This is a genomic window from bacterium (assembly GCA_018812485.1).
Classification (GTDB): Bacteria; JAHJDO01; JAHJDO01; order JAHJDO01; family JAHJDO01; genus JAHJDO01.
Genome location: JAHJDO010000067.1, coordinates 1 through 18941 on the forward strand (window position 1 = coordinate 1; position 18941 = coordinate 18941).

The following is an 18941-nucleotide window of genomic DNA, read 5'->3' on the forward strand; positions in this document are numbered from 1 at the left end:
AACGAATGCTACATAAAGAAACTCAGGGGGAAAGCCGTGTGAGGGAAAACCGCACGCACGGTTTGGTCTATGAGGTGAAGGCATGGCTTCTAAACAGGGCGTCCTTTACTTTAATAGAACTTTTGGTTGTAATAGCAATCATAGCGCTTCTCTCATCATTGCTTCTGCCTGCGCTTGTTGGTGCAAGAGAGATGGCAAGAAGGATTAAATGTGTGAGTAATTTGAGACAATTGGGACTAGCAATACAGATGTATGCCGATGATTGGAATGAATGGCTTCCTCCCGGGACGGTTGCGGGAACCACATGGTTTAAGAACCAATCGTTTGCAAGTTATCTCGATTTAAATGTTGAGGGACTTTCATGGAGTGAGCTTAGAGATTTTGGAATTTATCATTGTCCTTCTACTGACTATGGGATTCAAACATCTTTGACGGGAGCACAGGCAACAAATTACGGAATCAATGGAGAAGCTGTTGGAGCCCTTACAGCAAATCATCGACTGGCTGAATTTTCTCAATCTAGTAAACTAATGATTTTTGTTGATGTTGATTGGGATACTGCTGGAGCCTTTTGGGTTGATACTGATAATATACCAATAGCACATCGTCACAACAATGGAGCTAATCTTGTATTTCTGGACGGCCATGTGGAACATTACACAGATATTGATATCCAAAATATTCCAACAAATCAGTTAGATCCATTCTGGGGTCGTCAAGGGAATTAGCAATGAATTATTTTGTGAAGATAATAAGCAAAGTACGGGCAATACCAAGTGAAATAATGGCTAAAAAGTAGTGGGGGGGGGGTGATGTGTCTGTAGCGAATTTATTGGTTATTCAAGGCAGTTGACGCTGCACTGTTTTGAAAAGATAGGGTAAGCAGTGGAAAAAGAGAAAAGAGAAAGGAGATTTTTAGATGTTTAAAAAAATAAGTATGAGCATTATTGTGTGCCTTTCAGTTTTAGCGTGTAGTGTGTTACAGGCTGATATGCTTAAATTTGAGGAAGGGAAAGGGGATCGCACAAAATCTACATCCGGGGATTTAGAATTCGAAATATCAGGTGCAGAATGGATTCAAGGTAAAGAAGGACTTGGATTAAAGTTTGATGGAATAGATGACTATGCCTGTCTTATTTCTCCAGGGGAACCTGAACATAAAAAAGGTATAGCTGTGTCAGCTTGGGTTTATCCAGCCAGTGTAACTGGGCAAACACATGTTATTGTAACTAAAGTAAGTGAATATGCATTGTCAATTTTAGGAGGCAAAGTACTTTGCAGTGTATATATTAATAAAAAAGAATATAGAATAACTGGGAAAGTACGCCTTAGTCCTAATAGATGGTATCATCTTGCATTTGAATATATTGCAGAGAAAGGGGAGATGACGCTTTATATTAACAGGGAAATTGATACAGTGATGGTTTTAGAAGGCGTAGAAACCCCTGCAATTATTGATATAAATAGATATTTACTTACCATAGGTACTTATAAATATTCTCTTGAAGTAAAACCTGCAAATTGTTTCGAAGGCATAATTGACGAAGTTGAAATTAGTGAACAACTTAACTTACAGGAAGCTGTAATGAAAGATAAATATAATTGTTGGGAAGAAATAGAAAAAAAATTCACTGTTGAAAAAAACTGTTTTATAAATATTGATAATAATATTTCTACACTAAACAATAAAAGATTAGGTGTTGTATTAGAAAAAAGTGGATTAAACTGCAATATTACTGGTCTTTGGGATATTGAAAAGAAACATAATTTTGCAGGCTTTCCACTTGAACTCAAAAATTTATGGGCATTAGAGCTTTTAGATAGAAATGGAAATTTTTCACTTTTTGAAGAGATTACAACTGGAACATTTGAATGGTCTTCAGAAAAGAATAAAGACTATGCAAAAATATTGCTCCGATGGAAGGATATAAATGTTTATAAAGATAAAGGTCATTTTAACATAGATGTTGAAATAAAAATCCCATATGAGAACCCCTTTTGTTACTGGAGGATAAATTTAGATAATCATCTTGAAAAAAATGCAATCGTAAGAGTAGTCTTCCCCAGGTTTAATCTTTGCAGGAAAATAGGAAAGGACAGTTATGACGATTATCTTGTTTATACTAAAGGTCCAGGGAGGCTCATTAGAGATCCAACAAATGAATTACAGATATTGCCAGATACACCTGCATATCCAAGCTGGAATCAAGCTATGCAGTTTACATTGTTTTATGATGAAAATATAACAGGCCTATATATGGGAGCGCATGATCCACAAAACCTACAAAAGACACTCAGGTGGGATAAATTATCTAGTAAAGTTTTTAGTTATGAACTTATAAATTTCCCGGAAGACATTGATATAGCTGGGAATGACTACAAAATGGACTATGATGCAGTCGTAGGAATATTTGACGGAAACTGGTACGATGGCGCTATGATATATAAGGACTGGGCATTGAATCAAAGATGGGTAAAAGCAGGACCTATTTATAAAAGAGATGATATACCAAAATGGTTTAAGGATCTTGGCCTTTGGATTGTTGGTGGGTTATCTTATAATCCTGATATAAAAGAGATTAAAAAAAAGGACTATTTGAGACTGACAAAAGAAGAGCTTTATGAGTATAAAGGATCTGTCGATGTTGAGCTCACTGTGAATGATATAAAAAAGATGTCAGATTATTTTCAAACATCACTTTGCTTATGGACAAGCTGGGGATGGAGCACGGGATGGTATTTTCCACAATTTTATATGAGGAGAAATATTCCTGAATGTGTAAGTTCCTTACATAACATTGGTGTTTATTGGAATCCGTATTTAGATTTCCGCCGCTTAACAAAAGGCTTATCTTTATGGGAAAAATTCGGCAAGTATTCAACTATAAATCGCTTTGGCGAACCAAATTCTAGTGCATTGCGTGGAGAGGCTGATGGGCTTATGTGTCCGTATGCGAAAGAGTGGAGAGATGTATGTATTTCCCAACTGATGGAGTTGGTAGAAAAAGCTAAAATAGATGGCTGTTATATAGATGAACTGGCTTCTTCAATTTCCCAATTATGTTACAGTAGAGGGCATGGCCACAAACCTGGTGGAGGTGGATACTGGACAGAAGGGGTGAGAGCATTTTTAAGAGAGATACGCACAGAGGCAAGAAAAGTAAACCCAGATTTCATTATGAGTGGTGAATCGTTTTGTGAAATAGGGATGGATTTGTTAGATGCTCATCTGATGATTGTTTCTGATCATCAGCAAGATATACCTTTAGTCATGGCAGTTTATCATCCTTTCGCAATATGTTATGGTAGAAACTTTGGGTATTTTACAGATAAAAGTTATAATAAAAAAGGAAGAGATTATAAATAGGAGTTTTTTTCAAAACTAGCTCAGGAATTTATTTGGGGACAGCAATTAGGATGGCTTCGTTGTGACAAAATACTAAATTATAATGAAGGAAAAGAATATTTAAAAAATGTTGTTAAAATTTATGAAAAAGAAAAGAAGTTTTTGCTTTTTGGTGAGATGATGAGACCAATTAAAACCACAAATAATGTTCCTCATTTAACCCATCGATGGAGTGGAGGTCGTCATAGTTATCATTCTATTAATCTACAAGTAGTTTTAATTAGTGGGTGGAAGGCATATGATGGTTCTATTGGTATTGCAGGTATAAACTTTTCCCAAGAACCCCAATTAATATGTTTTAATTTAGATCTCAAAGATACGGATATGAATAACGAATATTATAGAATAGTATTGGTAACTGAAAATGAAAAATTCGAAATAGGTTCATCACGAGAGCCAGCATTAGAGTATAAAATATGTATGCCTCCTAGAGCTGCAAGGTTTATAGAAATAAACAAGATAGATTCTCCTTCAAATAAAAAACTGGCTATATTGACAGATATACAAAATATAGGATTCCCCGAAAAAGAAGCAGAAATAAAGATAAAATTGGTTAACAATCATAATGATTCTATAAAGATTATTAAGGCAGTTTGTGAGATTCCAGGAAATAATAATATAATTTTAGACGATAGTTACATTATCAAAGAGAATGAAATAAAAATAATAAAGTTTAATTTACAGATTCCTATGGATTGTTCTGGCGGTGATATATATAAAACAAAAGTAAAATTTACATATTCTTTAAAAGAAAAATATTTAACTGAAGTGCAAGATTTAGGGCTATTTGTAGCAGAGCCTTTAGCTGTTACAATTGATGAGACCCTTGATTTGGTAAAAGCAGGAGAAGAAGCAAATATAACTACATACATCCAAAATTTTACTGATAAAAGTTTAGATGGTATTTTGAGAATAATCTTTCCAGAAGAATGGGGATATAAAACCCCTAAAGAAATCCCTTTTTTTGTTAAAAAAGATTCTTTATATAAAGAGGTTTCTTATAATATCAGATTGCCAGATTGGATAGGTGAAATAGAGTCAAAAGCAAAGGTAGAAGTTTTATTTAATAATAAGATATTTTGTTCAAGAGATGTAGATATCTTTGCAGATATAAGCGTTCCAATAACCCTTTGTAAGAAGGCAAAAAAAGATATTAAGATAGATGGTAATTTAGATGAATGGAATAATGCTATACCTATAAAACTTGATTCTAAAGAACATAATAAAATAAAAACATGGGAAGGGGAAAATGATTTAAGTGCAGTTGCATATACTCTATGGAATGAAAAGTATTTATATTTTGCAGCTGAAATCAGGGATGATAAGTTCTGTCAAAATAATGGAGATGGATCTTCATGGAATGGAGACGCAATACAGATTGGTTTTGATAACTCGTTAGATAAAACTAATAATGATCCATTTGTATCAGAATTTGTCCTTTCCCTTGTAAAAGACAAAAATTCAGTATGGCAGTTTCAACCTAAGAGCGGTAATAATAGAGATGTAAGGTCAGTTATAAGAAAAACTGATTATGGTTTGGTGTATGAGGCTGCTTTCCCATTGGAAACTATTACATATTGTAAATTTAGAGATGGGTTGGAAATGGGATTTAATTTTACAGTGCACGATGATGATGGAAGTGGTTTTAAAGGTTGGTTAGAATGGACACCCGGTATCTGTGGAAAGCATGATGAGAAATTATGGGGAAAGTTGATTTTAAAGGAGTAGAAATTAATTCTTTACAGGCTGAATAGTGATATTTTTTATAGTGCAGTATTGGGGGGAAGACAGCTTTAAAGCATGCGGGATTGGTTGTACAAAAGTAAGGCGACAGGAGGCATGGAATAGATCCAGATAACAAAACGAGTAACTTTTTTCATATTAGATTGCCTTCTTTTTTTTTGTATTTTGCTTTATTCTACACACGAGGTAGAGAGGCAAGCTAATTTTTAGTAGTGTATTGGAATACGATAGGTTATTAGAAAATTACTAATAATATTTTGGCAATACGTACTACAAATGAAGGAGATGCATTATGCGTATAGGACTTATTGGAGCGGCGTCACTTGGTGGAGAACATTATTACAATTTGCTTGAGGGCGTTATTGATGGACGGATTGAGGATATTGTGCTCTGTGATAACAATCCGAATTTTAAGCCTGTGGAAATGGTTGAGTTTTCCAATATATATTCCCTTCAAGCTAAAAATTCAATTTCTAGTGCTCCAAAACGCATTCAGATGTATCATAACATCTACAAGAATCTCAAGGAAAAATTTCCCGTTTACTATAATGATTACAAAGAAATGCTTGAGAATGAGAATCTGGATGCTGTTATCATTGGCACTCCAAATTATCTTCATGCTGAAATGGCTGTAGAGACACTCTCTCGCAAAATTTCTACTCTATGCGAGAAACCGTTAGCTGTTTCAATAGCTGAAGTCGATCGTATTTTATCTGCTGCTCGTAAGAACGATACATTGCTGCAGGTTGGGTTAGAAATACGTTATCAAAAATTATTTTCGTTTTTACGTGAGAAGCTTGATGATAATATTCTTGGCGATTTAAAGATGGCATGGGGCAGGGAATTTCGCGGTGACTGGAAAGCTGATCCCGGGACAATTGATACAGGAGACGGACTTAATCGTAACTGGCGATTCTCACAACGACATAGTGGAGGCTCTATTCTGGAAAAGCTCTGTCACGATTTAGACATAATGTATTGGCTTATCGGGTCTAAACCGGTTAAAGCTACGGCATATGGAGGAATAGACTTTTACGCACCAGATAGCCGTGACACGATTGATAATGCAGTATTTATTGTTGAGTATGCAAATGGTGTGAGACTCAATTTTGAATACTGCATGTTTGCGCCTTATCATGGAAGATTTAAGGGGCGTTACATGGGGTTAATTGGCACAAAAGGGATGCTTGATATTGACGAACGAGCAGGATGCGTGCAATTCTATGAAAAAAAACGGCTAAAGAAGATGGTTACTACTTTTGATAATCTTGATCTCCCAACTCTTCCCGGTCACCACCAAGGAAATTCAACTCTTCTTGCATTCAATGACTTTTATGAGTATGTAACCAAAGGAGCCAAAAAAGCGCGTTATAATCCGGAAGATGTACGGGTTAGCACTCATCTTTGTCTTGCCCTGGAGGAATCCATAAAACGTTCAGGAGAAACTATTAATTTGGAATCATTTTAAAAGAAAGGATATCATATGAAAGAGAAAATGAACATTGTCGTGGTTGTTTTGGACACATTGCGTGCTAAACATCTTGGATGTTATGGAAACACGAAAATTCGCACTCCGAATATTGATGCATTTGATAAACGCAGTGTACGTTTCACGCGGGCATATCCTGAAAGTCTTCCTACTATTCCTGTGCGGCGCGCATTTCACACAGGCCGTAGAGCTTATCCGTTCAGGGACTATAAACCACTAAAATGGGGTACAGTCTATCTTCCAGGTTGGCAGCCAATGGCTGACGAGAAAGACACACTTGCTGAAAATTTGGCTGATGCAGGATATCAAACAGGCTTTGTGTGCACCACTCAGCACTGCTGGAACCCTGGATACAACTTTCAGAGGGGATTTTGGCAGTGGGAATTTGTGCGCGGCTACTCAGGCGAGGATCGCTGGCATTCGCCTTTCTCAGTGCCGCGCAGCTCCATTAGACATTATGGAGATTCGGATGAACTGATGAAACGTCCCCACGCAGGTATGGGAGCGCCGATGGTTCTCGCTAACCGCGGATGTGTCATGAAAGATGAGAAAACCGCAACAGCCAGAGCTTTCAAATGGGCCTGCAAGTTTATGGAAGATAATCGTAAGCATCCATTCTATCTTATGATTGATTCCTTTGCTCCTCATGAGCCATGGGAAGCTCCTGAGAAATATTATTTGATGTACGGAGATCCCGATTACGATGGAGTCAAGTATCTTTCCGCACACTATGGTCCTGCAGATGACTATTCGGAGAAAGAGATTGAGTATATGAAAGCCCAATACTCAGGTTTGGTCACCCATGTAGATCGCTGGTTTGGAGAGTTACTTCACAAGCTGGACTCTCTTGGGCTGGCTGGAAACACAGCAGTTCTGTTTATCAGTGATCATGGCACTAATTTCTGCGATAATCCTCGGAATGTAATAGGCAAACCTGCAAACGCTATGTATCCGGGCGTTATGCAGTTGCCTTTCCTTGTACGTACGCCGGATGAAGCAAATGCAGGAAGTGTTCGCAATGAACTGGTTTACAATCTTGATTTAACGGCAACGGTATATGACTTGGCAGCTATAACGTCAAAAGATGGAATCCATGGACAAAGCGTTCTTCCTCTGGTGCAAGACACTGAAGGATGGAAATTTAGAGATTACGTTACCTGCCGATATACAGATTCGCTTTGCTACATTGATAATGATACATGGGCTCTCGGCAATATTAACGGGAAGATGCAGGAGGTCTTTGACTTAAAGTCTGACCCGAACTGTGTGGTTATGCTTGACAAGAACGATGCGCTTTCTAGATGGAAGAATGCATGGGAATGTCTTTTGCAAGATGCCGGCGGTAATTTCCCTGACTATCGCGGCGAAAGAATAACAGATGCGCTTGGACGAAAGCGTTACACTTATAGAAAAACAGTTATAAAGGAGGCATAAAATGTTTATAGACATCCATGCTCACGCATTTAAAAATCATCCGTCACTTCTGGGAAGGCGGCTGTTTTCAACTCCGGAAGAAGTTATAAAACGATTTGATGAGGCAGGCATAGAAAAGGGAGATCTTCTTCCTATTGTCAGGCAAACCGCTAAGAAACTTTTTGGAGTATAAGGCAAAAATAAATCGAAGAAGAATGGACGGATAAGTAAGAAGTTTGTATCATGCGGAATATTTTATTTGATAGAATAGAAATTATTGAATGGTGATTTAAGAGGATATAACCATGTACGGAAAAATAAATCTTAAACCTTCGAAAAAAACTGTAGTTAATTCTCTAAGCGCATGGGTTTTTAGTTATGCAGTGGGTGACATCGGCTTCAAACGTGGAGGAAAACTACTTATTTGCATGCGCCATTCTAGCGACTGGTCAAATCCTCAGTTTGATAGCCCACAAGATGAAGGATATACAACCGTTAAAAGCAATAAAAAGGTTAAATTTACCGCTGAATTTAGCGCATGGAAGAATTTTGCCTATCACCCATGGCAGCATATATTAGAAATAACATTACAGAAGAGAAAATTAGAAAAAGGAGATAATATTACGATAAGTCTTGGAGATAGGAGTTTAGGATCTCCAGGAATAAGGGCACAGTCTTTTGCAGAACCAGAGTTTAAATTCAGAGTTTTTGTAAATCCAGACGGAGAAGGTAAATTTCACGAATTAAAGGATAAAAGTCTTCATATTCCTTTAGTATCTGCGCCCTTTTCTGAAGTTAAAACAACACTTCCAAGCCAACCTGCAGAAGGATATTTAGGAAGAATAAATATATGTGCATTGGATCAATACGGAAATACAACTGCTCTTCCTAAAGGAGAAAAAATAATATTTATAAATGATAGAAAGAAAATAGGTATAAATGACAGCAGTAAACAAAGGATTGAAGTATTAGGAAATATTTTACAACACGCAAAGGATAAGACAATTAGAGTAACTCTTTATATGCCTGACATTAATCTCGAAATAAAGAGCAATCCTTGTATAGTAACTAAAACCAAAAAGAAACTTCTTTGGGGAGAGATTCATGCTCATTCTTATCTATGTGATGGTATTCGTTGGCCTCTTGAGCTTCTGCAGTTTGCGAGAGATGAAGCCAGACTTGATTTTGCAGCTGTTTCCAGTCATGATTGGGAGCTAAATGAAGATATTTTTAATAAACTAAAAATAATAACTAATAAATTATATTCTTCAGGTAAGTTTACAACCTTCTCAGGATTTGAATGGTCAGGTCAGGCTAAAAATGGAGGAGACCATAATATATACTTTGCTGATTATGATGGAGAATTACTTTCATGTGGTCATACTCAGTATAACTACAAAAAATATTATTCAAAAAGGTTACCTAATAGTCTTATGCCTCCATGGATCAAACCATGGATGTTAAAAAAAACGCCTTATGAGAATCTCAAAAATGTTTATTCAAAGTTAGAGAATTGTAATGCAATGATTATCCCCCACGGTGGAGGTAGGTGTGCAAATCTCGATTATCATCATCCGAAATTGGAACCAATTCTTGAGATAACTTCATGTCATCAGACATATGAAAAATTGGCATGGGAATCACTTCAAAGAGGATATAGGATGGGATTTATAGGCGGTAGTGACGATCACAGAGGAAACATAGGAGACAGTCATTCTACATTGAGAACCAAAAACCTTAACCTGCCCCAACACAGCGGACTTGTCGCTGTATATTCAAATGAATGTACCAGGGAAAGCATTTGGTCTGCGTTTTTCAGAAAAGAGGTTTATGCTACTACAGGAGCGCGAATAGTACTGGATTTTACAATAAACGGGCACAGGATGGGAGCTTCTATAAGACAATCAAAAGCTGAAAAGCCAAGATATATCAGAGTAAGGGCATCTGGAGCTGCTCCTATAAGGTGCGTTGAAATATGGAGAAATGCAAAACCTCTTATGTCATGGGAGAGAAACTATCTGGATTATGAAGTTGAATATAAGGATAAGGAGAGCATGGATAAAATTAAGTGGGATAACTGCATTCTGAGTGGAAAAGAAGTAAGACCATGTTCTTCTGTATCAGGCATCCCAATCAAAAGAGCAGAAACCGTATATTATGTAAAAGTGATACAATTTGATGGACATACAGCGTGGTCAAGTCCTATCTGGATAGATTTAGGATAAATAATAATGACATCTAAAGAACGTTTTAAGACAATTTTTGAGTATAATGGAGAGTTTGACAGACATCCTACTACACACTATGGAACACCGGAGATAATTCAAGAACTAATGGATTATTTCTCTGTCAATTCCCATGAAGAATTAAGATGTATTCTAGGTGATGATTTTAGAACAATAGCGCCTAAATATATAGGCCCTGAGCTAAAAAAATATGAAGATGGAAGTAAAGAGGGATTATGGGGTGAAAGGTATAAAAATATTTCCTATAAAGGAGGAGAATATCCAGAAGCCGTATATTTACCATTCAAAGACGTGAGAGACGTTAAAGAGCTTAAAAAATTCAGGTTTCCATCAGCAGATTGGTATGACTATTCTAATATTCCATCTGAGTGTGAAAGGGTTAAAGACTACATAGTAACTTGTGGTGGCGCAGGAATTATGGACTTTATGAATGGAATAGCAAGGTGTAGAGGCGTTGAACAAGTGTTACTTGATATAGGGCTTGAAGATCATGTATTCTTAGAGCTCATGCAAAGAAGACACGAGTTTTTTATTTCTAAAATAGAGAGAATTTTGAAAGCAGCTAATGGCAAGATAGATGTATTACATATTGGTGAAGATTATGGAAGTCAAAGAGGTCTGTTAATAAGCCCGAAGAGTTTTGATCTTTTATTTGCTCCAAAACTGAAAGAATATATTGATCTCGGGCACAAATATAACGCTAAAGTTATGATGCACTGTTGTGGTAGTTGTAGGGATTTGATACCCAGATTTATAGAATTGGCCCTGGATATACTTGAAGAAATCCAATCTGATGCTGTAGGCATGGATACTAAAGAATTACATCATGAATTCTATGGCAAGATTGCTTTCTGCGGCAGTATAAGCGCTCAACATCTATTACCATTTGGCACTATTGATGAAGTTATAAAGGCAGTAAACTTGAGAAAAGAACTGTTTGCTAAAGGCGGATTGATAATTGCTCCAGATCATAACATTCAGGTTGGCACACCAATAGAAAACATAATAGCAATGTATGAAACTATTGGAAGTTTGAGAATATAAAAGCCCTAAAATCCTCCTAGTTTTTCTTAAAATTGTCATAGCTTATCTTTCTAAGTTAAATCATAATCAAGACAGCAAAGGCATAAAGTAACAGAAGCACAAAGAATAATGAAAAACTAAAAAGAGGAGAAAATTATGAATCAAATACAAAAAACATTTAAAAATCCAGGCAGAGATTGGCGTGGAGCGCCGTTCTGGAGCTGGAATGACAAGCTGGAACAAGCTGAACTTAGAAGACAGATAAGGGAGATGAAAAAAGCCGGCATGGGTGGTTTTTTCATGCATTCCAGGGTTGGTCTTATTACAGAATACCTGTCTCGGGAATGGATGAAGATGACAAAAGCATGTATTGATGAAGCTAAAAAAACCGGAATGAACGCATGGCTCTATGACGAAGACCGCTGGCCAAGCGGAGCAGCAGGGGGAATTGTTACATCAAAGAATAAAAAACACAGAAACAAAGGTGTGGTCTTTAGAGAAATCCCTTCAGAAGATGCTAAGAATATTAAAGAGAAAATATTGGTAGAAGTCATACCCAATGTCAAAAACAAGTTGTTAGTTGCAACCTTTGAATATGCTCCTGACAGCCCTTGGTACAACGGAGCGTCATATCTTGACACAATGAGTAAAGAAGCAGTTCAGGGATTTATTAAGGTTACACATGAAGCTTATTTGAAGGAAGCAGGTAAAGAATTTGGCGGAGTAATACCGGGAATTTTTACTGATGAGCCGAATTATCTCAATTTCAGAAATTATGATAAATCAAGTATAGAAGCGCTTTTTCCATGGACAGATAAACTCCCAGAATATTTTAATTCAAGATGCAATTACAGTATTATTGATAATCTGGCTTCTCTGCTGTATGAAACCGGTGATTTTAAAAAAGTTCGATACGATTACTGGAAGTGCGTAACAGAACTATTCCTTAAGAATTTTTCCGAGAATATTTATAACTGGTGCGAAAAACACAATCTTCAACAAACAGGGCATTACCTTGCAGAACAAACTTTGGAGTACCAAACTCGCTTTATAGGCGCAGCAATGCCACATTATATGTATATGCATCAGCCGGGGATAGATATTCTCACAGAAAGCATATCGGAAATCCTTACAGTAAAACAGTGTTCATCTGTCGCAAATCAACTTGGGCAAAAAAGAATCCTGTCAGAACTTTATGGATGCACAGGCTGGGATTTCAGTTTTGAGGGGCAGAAATGGGTTGGGGACTGGCAGTATGCGCTTGGTGTAAACTTCAGATGCCAGCACCTGTCTTTATATTCTCTAAAAGGATGCAGAAAAAGGGATTATCCTGCTTCAATCCATTATCAATCTCCATGGTGGAAGTATTACAAGAAAGTGGAGGATTATTATGGCAGACTGAGTTTTATTCTGTCTCAGGGAAAGGCTATAAGGGATATTCTGGTTCTTCATCCAATAGGAAGTGCATGGAGCGTATATCATCCAAAAGGAACCGAAGCATTGAACGAATTAGACGAAGAATTCCTAAATCTTTCAAAAATCCTTCTTGAGATTCACAGGGATTATGATTACGGGGATGAGATGGTAATCGAGAAATATGGAAAAGTAAAAGATGGGAAATTTATAATCGGAGAAGTTGGATACAAGGTGGTAATTATCCCCTGCTCTATCACATGGAATAGTAATACTTTTAAGCTACTAAAGGATTTTACCGCGCAAGGCGGAAAAATCCTGTGTATAGGAAAACTACCGGATAGAATAAATGGAAGCCTGAATAATGAGATAACTAAATTTCTAAAGAAAAATGCCCTGACAATAAGTAATACTAATGACGAAATAGAGAAAACACTCGATAAGGTCTTAAAAAAAGAAGTGCAAATTTCAGGTAAGAATAAGGATGATACAAAAGATATTATCTATCAGCTCAGAGAAATAAATAAAAAGAAATTTCTGTTTTTAGTTAATACGAACAGAAAAATGGGGCTTGATCTTACGATAAAGATGAATGGGAAAGGTGTTTTTAAAAAATGGGATTCTGAAGCTGGGGATGTATGTGAAATTGAAACTACAAACACAGCAGGATATGCTGAAACAAAACATCACATATATCCGACAGGTTCGTTGCTTCTATCATTAGATCCAGAGAGGAAATCAAAAGCTGTGAAAAGAAAGAAAATGGAGACACGAAAGGCAGCAGTTTTAGAGAATAAGTGGGACATTGAGCTGTCTCATATGAATGCTCTGACACTTGATTTTTGTAGATACAGGATAAAGAATAATAAATGGAGCAGAATGCTCCTCCCTGTATGGAAAGCTCAGGAACAGATCAGAGAACACTTTGGATTGCCTGAAATAAAGAGTAACAGTGGCGTTCAATTCTGGAAAGCATACAAGAATATGAAAGACTTAGGCAATGCAAGAGTCTCTCTAAGATTTGAATTCTTGTCAAATCTTGCTTCTTGTAAAAATATCAATTTGTTGATTGAAGAACCGCAAAACTTTGATATTTTTATTAATAACAAAAAGGTTATGTATAAAAACCCTGAGTGGTACATTGATATAAGTTTTAAACTAATCCCTATAGCCAAATATCTGGGAAAGGGGGAAAACGAAGTTTTGCTTGTGACAAAGAAGTACAGACAGGACGTTGAACTGGAAAATTGTTATATACTCGGTGACTTCAGTGTTAATAAGGATAATCTTGTTCTTGAAAAATCACAAAATACAATCAAAACAGGTAATTGGGTAGAACAGGGCTTTCCGTTTTATCCGGGTTCAATAACGTATAAACAGGATGTATCTGTTGATAAGAAGAAAAACAGGGAATATATACTCAAGCTTAATAAGCATAAGGCAGTGATAATAAATATAAAGATAAACGACAGACAAGCCGGTCTTTTGTGCTGGGAGCCTTATGAACTGGATATTACAAAACTTCTTGAGAAAGGCACTAACAGAATTGGTCTTGAACTTGTTGGAAGCTTGAGAAATATGCTGGGTCCACTTCACTACAAAGGCAAATTAAAATCAGTAGGTCCTAGACATTTTTGCAATGAGGAAAAATGGACAGATAAATATAAGTTTGTATCTTATGGAATATTTGGTAAAGTAGAAATTATCGAATATAACAAAACAGGAGATTGAAAGAATGGAAGTAGATAAAAACACCTTGAAGCAACTCCCAAAATTTCAAGGATATCTTGAAGGGAAAGAACTTGATGCGTTTTTTGAAACATACGAGATAAAGTTCGCTGCAGGACATTGGATATAACAGTATACCAAGGTCAGCTCTTCTTTATAAACGCACCCAAGTTTTTCTGTCAAAATTATAATGTTTTATTACCCTGGCAGGAATACCGGCTACAACACTATAATCAGGAATACTTTTAGTTACGACTGCGTTGGATCCGATTACGCAGTGCCTCCCAATTACTACGTTGGGCAAAATGCATGCTCTTTCTCCAATCCAGGTGTGATCACCAATTGTTACTGGTCCCGGCACTTTTAAAGGTTGGCGAACCGGAGGAATATTAATGTCTTCATAACCGTGTATATTATCTGTAATATAGACACAGGGAGCAATCATGACCTCTTTACCTATTTTCATGTGCGTACAACAAAACAGGTGTATCCCATGACCAAAAGAAGTCCCGTTACCGACATCAAGCCTTGGCTCATATTGCGTATCACCATAAAAGGGAACTGCTCCAATCCATCCGTTGCTGTTAATGATTATATTTTTCCCGAAAAACATAAACTCTGGATGTTCGCATCTGAGCGGCGGCATAATAAGTGAACTTTCATCAAAAGCTCCAAAGTCACCCCTGGCCTTGGCAGTGAACTCGCGAGCAAACCCTAAACATTTCTGCCGTTCTTGTTCCAAAAAACCCATTGATTAATCCCTCAGAATTTGTTGCGTTTAGTCTTATACCTGTTCTCAATCTTAAGGACATACATGATGATCAGGCACCTTTTTTTGCGCAATAACACTACGAAGGAATTTCGATGTTTTGATTGCATCCCCAGCAGTGACTAACTCATCAATTTGAAAACGGTGCTCTTGGAGAATTAAGTCAAACTTCACCAACCATTCGATGCTTTCAGCAATTGCAGCAGCAGCATCTTCGCGATACGGATATTGATCCATACTTAACCAGCCATCGTAGTTGCAACGATCCAGCCAGTAGAGTGTCTCAATGTAGCACACCGTATGAATAGACCCGACAATCATGTCATCATCCCACACGCTGTAGTTATCATTGAAGTGCATGTGAAATAGTCTGTTGCCCGCACGCTGAGCCAGCACCACAGACTCTCCCACCACCTCACCGGCATTGAATGCGTGCCCAGTGTCAATAGTCACGCCAACATTCGCGCAGCCAGTTTCCTGAACCATAAGCAAAGTATCAGCCATCCGTGCAAGATAGGAATGAGTTCGCGGTTCTTTTGGCTTATATTCCAAGGCAAATTTCAGACCAGGATACTCGTTGCCAAGTATAGTTATTGCTTCACATAGCCATTGACGTTCTTTTTGATAGTCAGCCGTAAGCAAATAGTCATATCCATCCTGTCCCGGCCAAATATTAATAATTTCGCAGCCAAGGGTAAGGGCAACGTCGCACATCTGCCGCGTATAGTCTAATGCCTTTTTACGAACCACTGAATCTTTGCTGGAGTAGCTGCCTTTCCAATAGATGTTATCTGCAAACAGATCAGGAATAATTGAGACACATTGGAGGTTAAGGTCGCGGAGAACTTTCTTCATATCTGTAACATTGTCAGGACGGATATCCCATGTACCGACTAGTTCAATACCTATGACGTGCGGCAAAGCAGCTGCCTTTTCCAACATCTCCATTGTGGTTGGATTAGTCTTATAACTGCTACAAAATCTGTCACATGTGTTACCTAGATTCCCCAAAATCGCTGAGTATTTACGTTGCATTTAAATCCCCCCTTTATTTTTGCATTCTACTTCTCTTCTTCTATCTTCCTTTAATTTCCTATTTTGCAGAAATCTATTTACATTATTCAACAAATTATCCGCCATTCCATTTTTTCGCTATCATTTGATAATATCGGTTTTATTGCACTTGGGTGTCTAAGTTCCCCCATGATTTTTTTACCCTCCTTCCACCACTTTATTTCTATCTCGCCATGCGGTGTCGGGACCTTGCCTTTAGCACAATCGACAACGTTTGTCATTGGGCTCACGCTGAATTCGGCAAAACCATTTGTTAATGGTCTTATTCCCAATAAATAAGCCTGATAAAAATAAGCTGGTGTGGCAGACCACCCATGACAAAGACTGCCAGCGTAATTAAAGTCTAATTGTCCCTTGGCTGTTTCCCAAAAGCTGGTAGCTCCGCTATAAAGCATCTTTCCCCAGTCACTGCTGATCCTGTTGAAAACATACGCACTGTGATTGTCCCCATCCTTCAGTAAAGCTTCAAATTTATAGAATGATTGGCCAAAGGTGGTTTTAATCAAACTGCTATTATCATCAATAAGTCTGCTTCTTAATTCGTTTGCCCGGTCAGTTGGACAAACATTCGCCAGTAAAGCCAAAGCCTGTGTGAGTTCGGCAAAATGATTGTTAATAGTTTGCTTGCCCATATAGGTTTGATATGCTCTGGTGGAATTAGACCAAAATTTACTATTGATAGCCTCTGAGAGTGATTCAGCCTGCCAACCATATTTATCACTCAATGAATGGTTGCCACAAACACGAGCAATCTTTGCTCCTGCCCGCAGAGCTAATACCAAAAAGAGGTTTAATGGCGCATCGAATCTATCGTCCGCTGAATCACTTCCATTAGCGGCAAGAACGCCACCGTCTCCCTTTAAACCATCCGCCCAATCGTAGAAATGCCAGAATCTCTCTCCCTTGGGACTCGGCAGCAAACCCTCTTTAAAAGAATGCAAATAATCCGCCAGCATTCGGCGTACTTGAGGCAGGTATTGACAGGCGAAATTAACATCACCACTAAACAACAGATAGTCATCGAGGGCCAAAAACCAGGTCATGGTGAAAGATGGAATTGTAATATCAATTTTCGCCGGGGCACACATTTCCAGGTAACCATCATCCTTTAAACCTTTCCCCAATAAATCCCACGATACACGTGGGAAATCGTACTCTCCAAAGGCATAGTAGCCTGCTATGGCCTGATTACGTGAATCATTAGCATATAGTGCCTGCTCACGCCAAGGGCAATCTTCGTAATGCTCATGCATGCAAAGATGAAGGGTTCGACGTGATGTGTCGTAGATGTTGTTCACCAGATTGTCCGGGCAAGTAAATGAACCTCGCATTTTGAGGGGGTATTCTGACGGAATAATGCCGGCATATTTCAACGTAACGTCCCCATCAGTCGGACCTATATGCAGCTGAACGTATCGCCCTGCATAGCGATTTGCATAATGTGTGAACCGTTGTTTGCCTTGCCGGCAAATATACCTGGATGCAAAATTCCTGTTATTGATGGCTGCTCTGACCCGCAGGTCTTCTAAATGCTCTCCCATTGCTATGTCGACCACTGTGCCAACGGGGGCCGAAAGCTCTAAGTCAATAAAACCGCATTCTTCCCTTCCAAGATCAATGATGAGATAAACACCATTTTTAATAAGATTTCGCTCAGGAATTGTCACAGATCGAGCAAGAAGCTCATCGGGAAACTTGACATCTGAAAAAATTTCGCAATCCCGCCTGGCAGAAAGAAAATCTGCCTGCATCGATTGTGCTATAGTCAAATTCTCATTCCCAGCACTTAAAGAAAATCCCTGGGCAACAATTCTATGCGGCGGGCGCTTCTTAATCTCAAGCATTGGAAGAGGACGCGGCTGCGGTTTTTGGCGATCCTGCAAAACAGGAGTATGCCACTCCTGGTCCTGATTATAATCCAACTCCCGCCAACTATCCTCTTTTACAGCATTGTATTCAAAAACAAAACCCATCTGAACAGTTATTCGGGGCATCTGGTCATGACTGTAGGTCGGTGAGACGCGATACCGGGTCGCTGTACCGCTGGATACAGCAATTTCCCCATCAAAGTGTATTAAAAAAATTAAACCACCATCAGTATTGATATGTGAGAAATGATCTATACCTAAATAATGGACAAGCACCGTTAGAGAATTCCTGCCCTTCAATAGCACAGGGTCAATCCGAATATCTGAATATGTCTTTGAATCAGGATAATCAGTAAATTGTCCGGCGCCCACAAATTGCCCGTTAATCCAAGATGTAAAATTCGATTCAGAGCTTATCAGCAATCTCATATCTGATGGGACTTTCGTCAGCTCAAATTCATGCCGGAACTCAATATATTGATTTACTGTCTTTTTTTTCTCCGAGCACCAAACCCAGTTTGCACAATCCCATTTAACATCTTTATACCGCATTATCGAATCCTTTGTGCTAGCTGGGCATTTAAGATTTTCATTGTGATTCTCACAATATATCTCATAGGTGTTAAATAATCAAGCGATTGTCAACCACCCAAAATCCGACATTGATTTAAACATATCTCCAAATTTTGTCATTTCAGTCTTCAAAAACAGTTCAGAGGACAGAAAATAATCTTTATTTAGGCATTTTCTTTCTTATAAGACCTGACCA

At 38.0% G+C, this 18941-nt stretch carries 12 protein-coding genes; 9 read left to right on the forward strand and 3 right to left on the reverse strand.

What is annotated here, in order from left to right; translation table 11 throughout:
* The 9 genes from KKC91_05115 to KKC91_05155 all read left to right on the forward strand — a co-directional run.
* Positions 1 to 728: DUF1559 domain-containing protein (locus KKC91_05115; GenBank protein MBU0477927.1), on the forward strand; the 728-nt coding region annotated here is incomplete at its 5' end.
* Positions 729 to 919: 191 nt separating this feature from the next.
* On the forward strand, positions 920 to 3367 hold the full coding sequence (locus KKC91_05120; GenBank protein MBU0477928.1) for a LamG domain-containing protein: 2448 nt from the start codon (positions 920 to 922) through the stop codon (positions 3365 to 3367).
* 363 nt (positions 3368 to 3730) lie between these two features.
* The gene (locus tag KKC91_05125; GenBank protein MBU0477929.1) at positions 3731 to 5134 is read left to right on the forward strand and encodes a hypothetical protein; all 1404 of its coding nucleotides are present in this window, start codon (positions 3731 to 3733) and stop codon (positions 5132 to 5134) included.
* Positions 5135 to 5441: 307 nt separating this feature from the next.
* The gene (locus KKC91_05130; protein MBU0477930.1) at positions 5442 to 6617 is read left to right on the forward strand and encodes a Gfo/Idh/MocA family oxidoreductase; all 1176 of its coding nucleotides are present in this window, start codon (positions 5442 to 5444) and stop codon (positions 6615 to 6617) included.
* Between the two features lie 15 nt (positions 6618 to 6632).
* Positions 6633 to 8072 carry a sulfatase-like hydrolase/transferase gene (locus KKC91_05135; protein MBU0477931.1) on the forward strand — a complete coding sequence of 480 codons (1440 nt, stop codon included), beginning with the start codon at positions 6633 to 6635 and terminating at the stop codon, positions 8070 to 8072.
* A 1-nt stretch (position 8073) separates the two neighbouring features.
* Positions 8074 to 8244, forward strand: coding sequence for a hypothetical protein (locus tag KKC91_05140; protein MBU0477932.1), 171 nt, complete (start codon positions 8074 to 8076; stop codon positions 8242 to 8244).
* A gap of 112 nt (positions 8245 to 8356) precedes the next feature.
* Complete coding sequence (locus KKC91_05145; GenBank protein MBU0477933.1) at positions 8357 to 10276, forward strand: DUF3604 domain-containing protein; 1920 nt, start codon at positions 8357 to 8359, stop codon at positions 10274 to 10276.
* A 6-nt stretch (positions 10277 to 10282) separates the two neighbouring features.
* Positions 10283 to 11341, forward strand: coding sequence for a hypothetical protein (locus KKC91_05150; protein ID MBU0477934.1), 1059 nt, complete (start codon positions 10283 to 10285; stop codon positions 11339 to 11341).
* Positions 11342 to 11476: 135 nt separating this feature from the next.
* Positions 11477 to 14464, forward strand: a complete 2988-nt coding sequence (locus KKC91_05155; GenBank protein ID MBU0477935.1) for a hypothetical protein — start codon at positions 11477 to 11479, stop codon at positions 14462 to 14464.
* Between the two features lie 151 nt (positions 14465 to 14615).
* On the opposite strand, the gene KKC91_05160 is transcribed toward KKC91_05155, so the two are convergent.
* From KKC91_05160 to KKC91_05170, 3 genes are all read right to left on the reverse strand, one after another.
* Complete coding sequence (locus KKC91_05160; protein MBU0477936.1) at positions 14616 to 15212, reverse strand: acyltransferase; 597 nt, start codon at positions 15210 to 15212, stop codon at positions 14616 to 14618.
* A 51-nt stretch (positions 15213 to 15263) separates the two neighbouring features.
* Positions 15264 to 16265, reverse strand: coding sequence for a sugar phosphate isomerase/epimerase (locus KKC91_05165; protein ID MBU0477937.1), 1002 nt, complete (start codon positions 16263 to 16265; stop codon positions 15264 to 15266).
* Between the two features lie 86 nt (positions 16266 to 16351).
* A complete protein-coding gene (locus KKC91_05170; GenBank protein MBU0477938.1) occupies positions 16352 to 18724 on the reverse strand; it encodes a family 78 glycoside hydrolase catalytic domain in 2373 nt (790 codons plus the stop codon).
* Positions 18725 to 18941 lie beyond the last annotated feature (217 nt).

Coding starts and splice junctions, on each gene's coding strand:
- KKC91_05120 (MBU0477928.1), top strand. CDS start 920: ATGTTTAAAAAAATAAGTATGAGCATTATTGTGTGCCTTTCAGTTTTA.
- KKC91_05125 (MBU0477929.1), top strand. CDS start 3,731: ATGAATAACGAATATTATAGAATAGTATTGGTAACTGAAAATGAAAAA.
- KKC91_05130 (MBU0477930.1), top strand. CDS start 5,442: ATGCGTATAGGACTTATTGGAGCGGCGTCACTTGGTGGAGAACATTAT.
- KKC91_05135 (MBU0477931.1), top strand. CDS start 6,633: ATGAAAGAGAAAATGAACATTGTCGTGGTTGTTTTGGACACATTGCGT.
- KKC91_05140 (MBU0477932.1), top strand. CDS start 8,074: ATGTTTATAGACATCCATGCTCACGCATTTAAAAATCATCCGTCACTT.
- KKC91_05145 (MBU0477933.1), top strand. CDS start 8,357: ATGTACGGAAAAATAAATCTTAAACCTTCGAAAAAAACTGTAGTTAAT.
- KKC91_05150 (MBU0477934.1), top strand. CDS start 10,283: ATGACATCTAAAGAACGTTTTAAGACAATTTTTGAGTATAATGGAGAG.
- KKC91_05155 (MBU0477935.1), top strand. CDS start 11,477: ATGAATCAAATACAAAAAACATTTAAAAATCCAGGCAGAGATTGGCGT.
- KKC91_05160 (MBU0477936.1), bottom strand. CDS start 15,212: ATGGGTTTTTTGGAACAAGAACGGCAGAAATGTTTAGGGTTTGCTCGC.
- KKC91_05165 (MBU0477937.1), bottom strand. CDS start 16,265: ATGCAACGTAAATACTCAGCGATTTTGGGGAATCTAGGTAACACATGT.
- KKC91_05170 (MBU0477938.1), bottom strand. CDS start 18,724: ATGCGGTATAAAGATGTTAAATGGGATTGTGCAAACTGGGTTTGGTGC.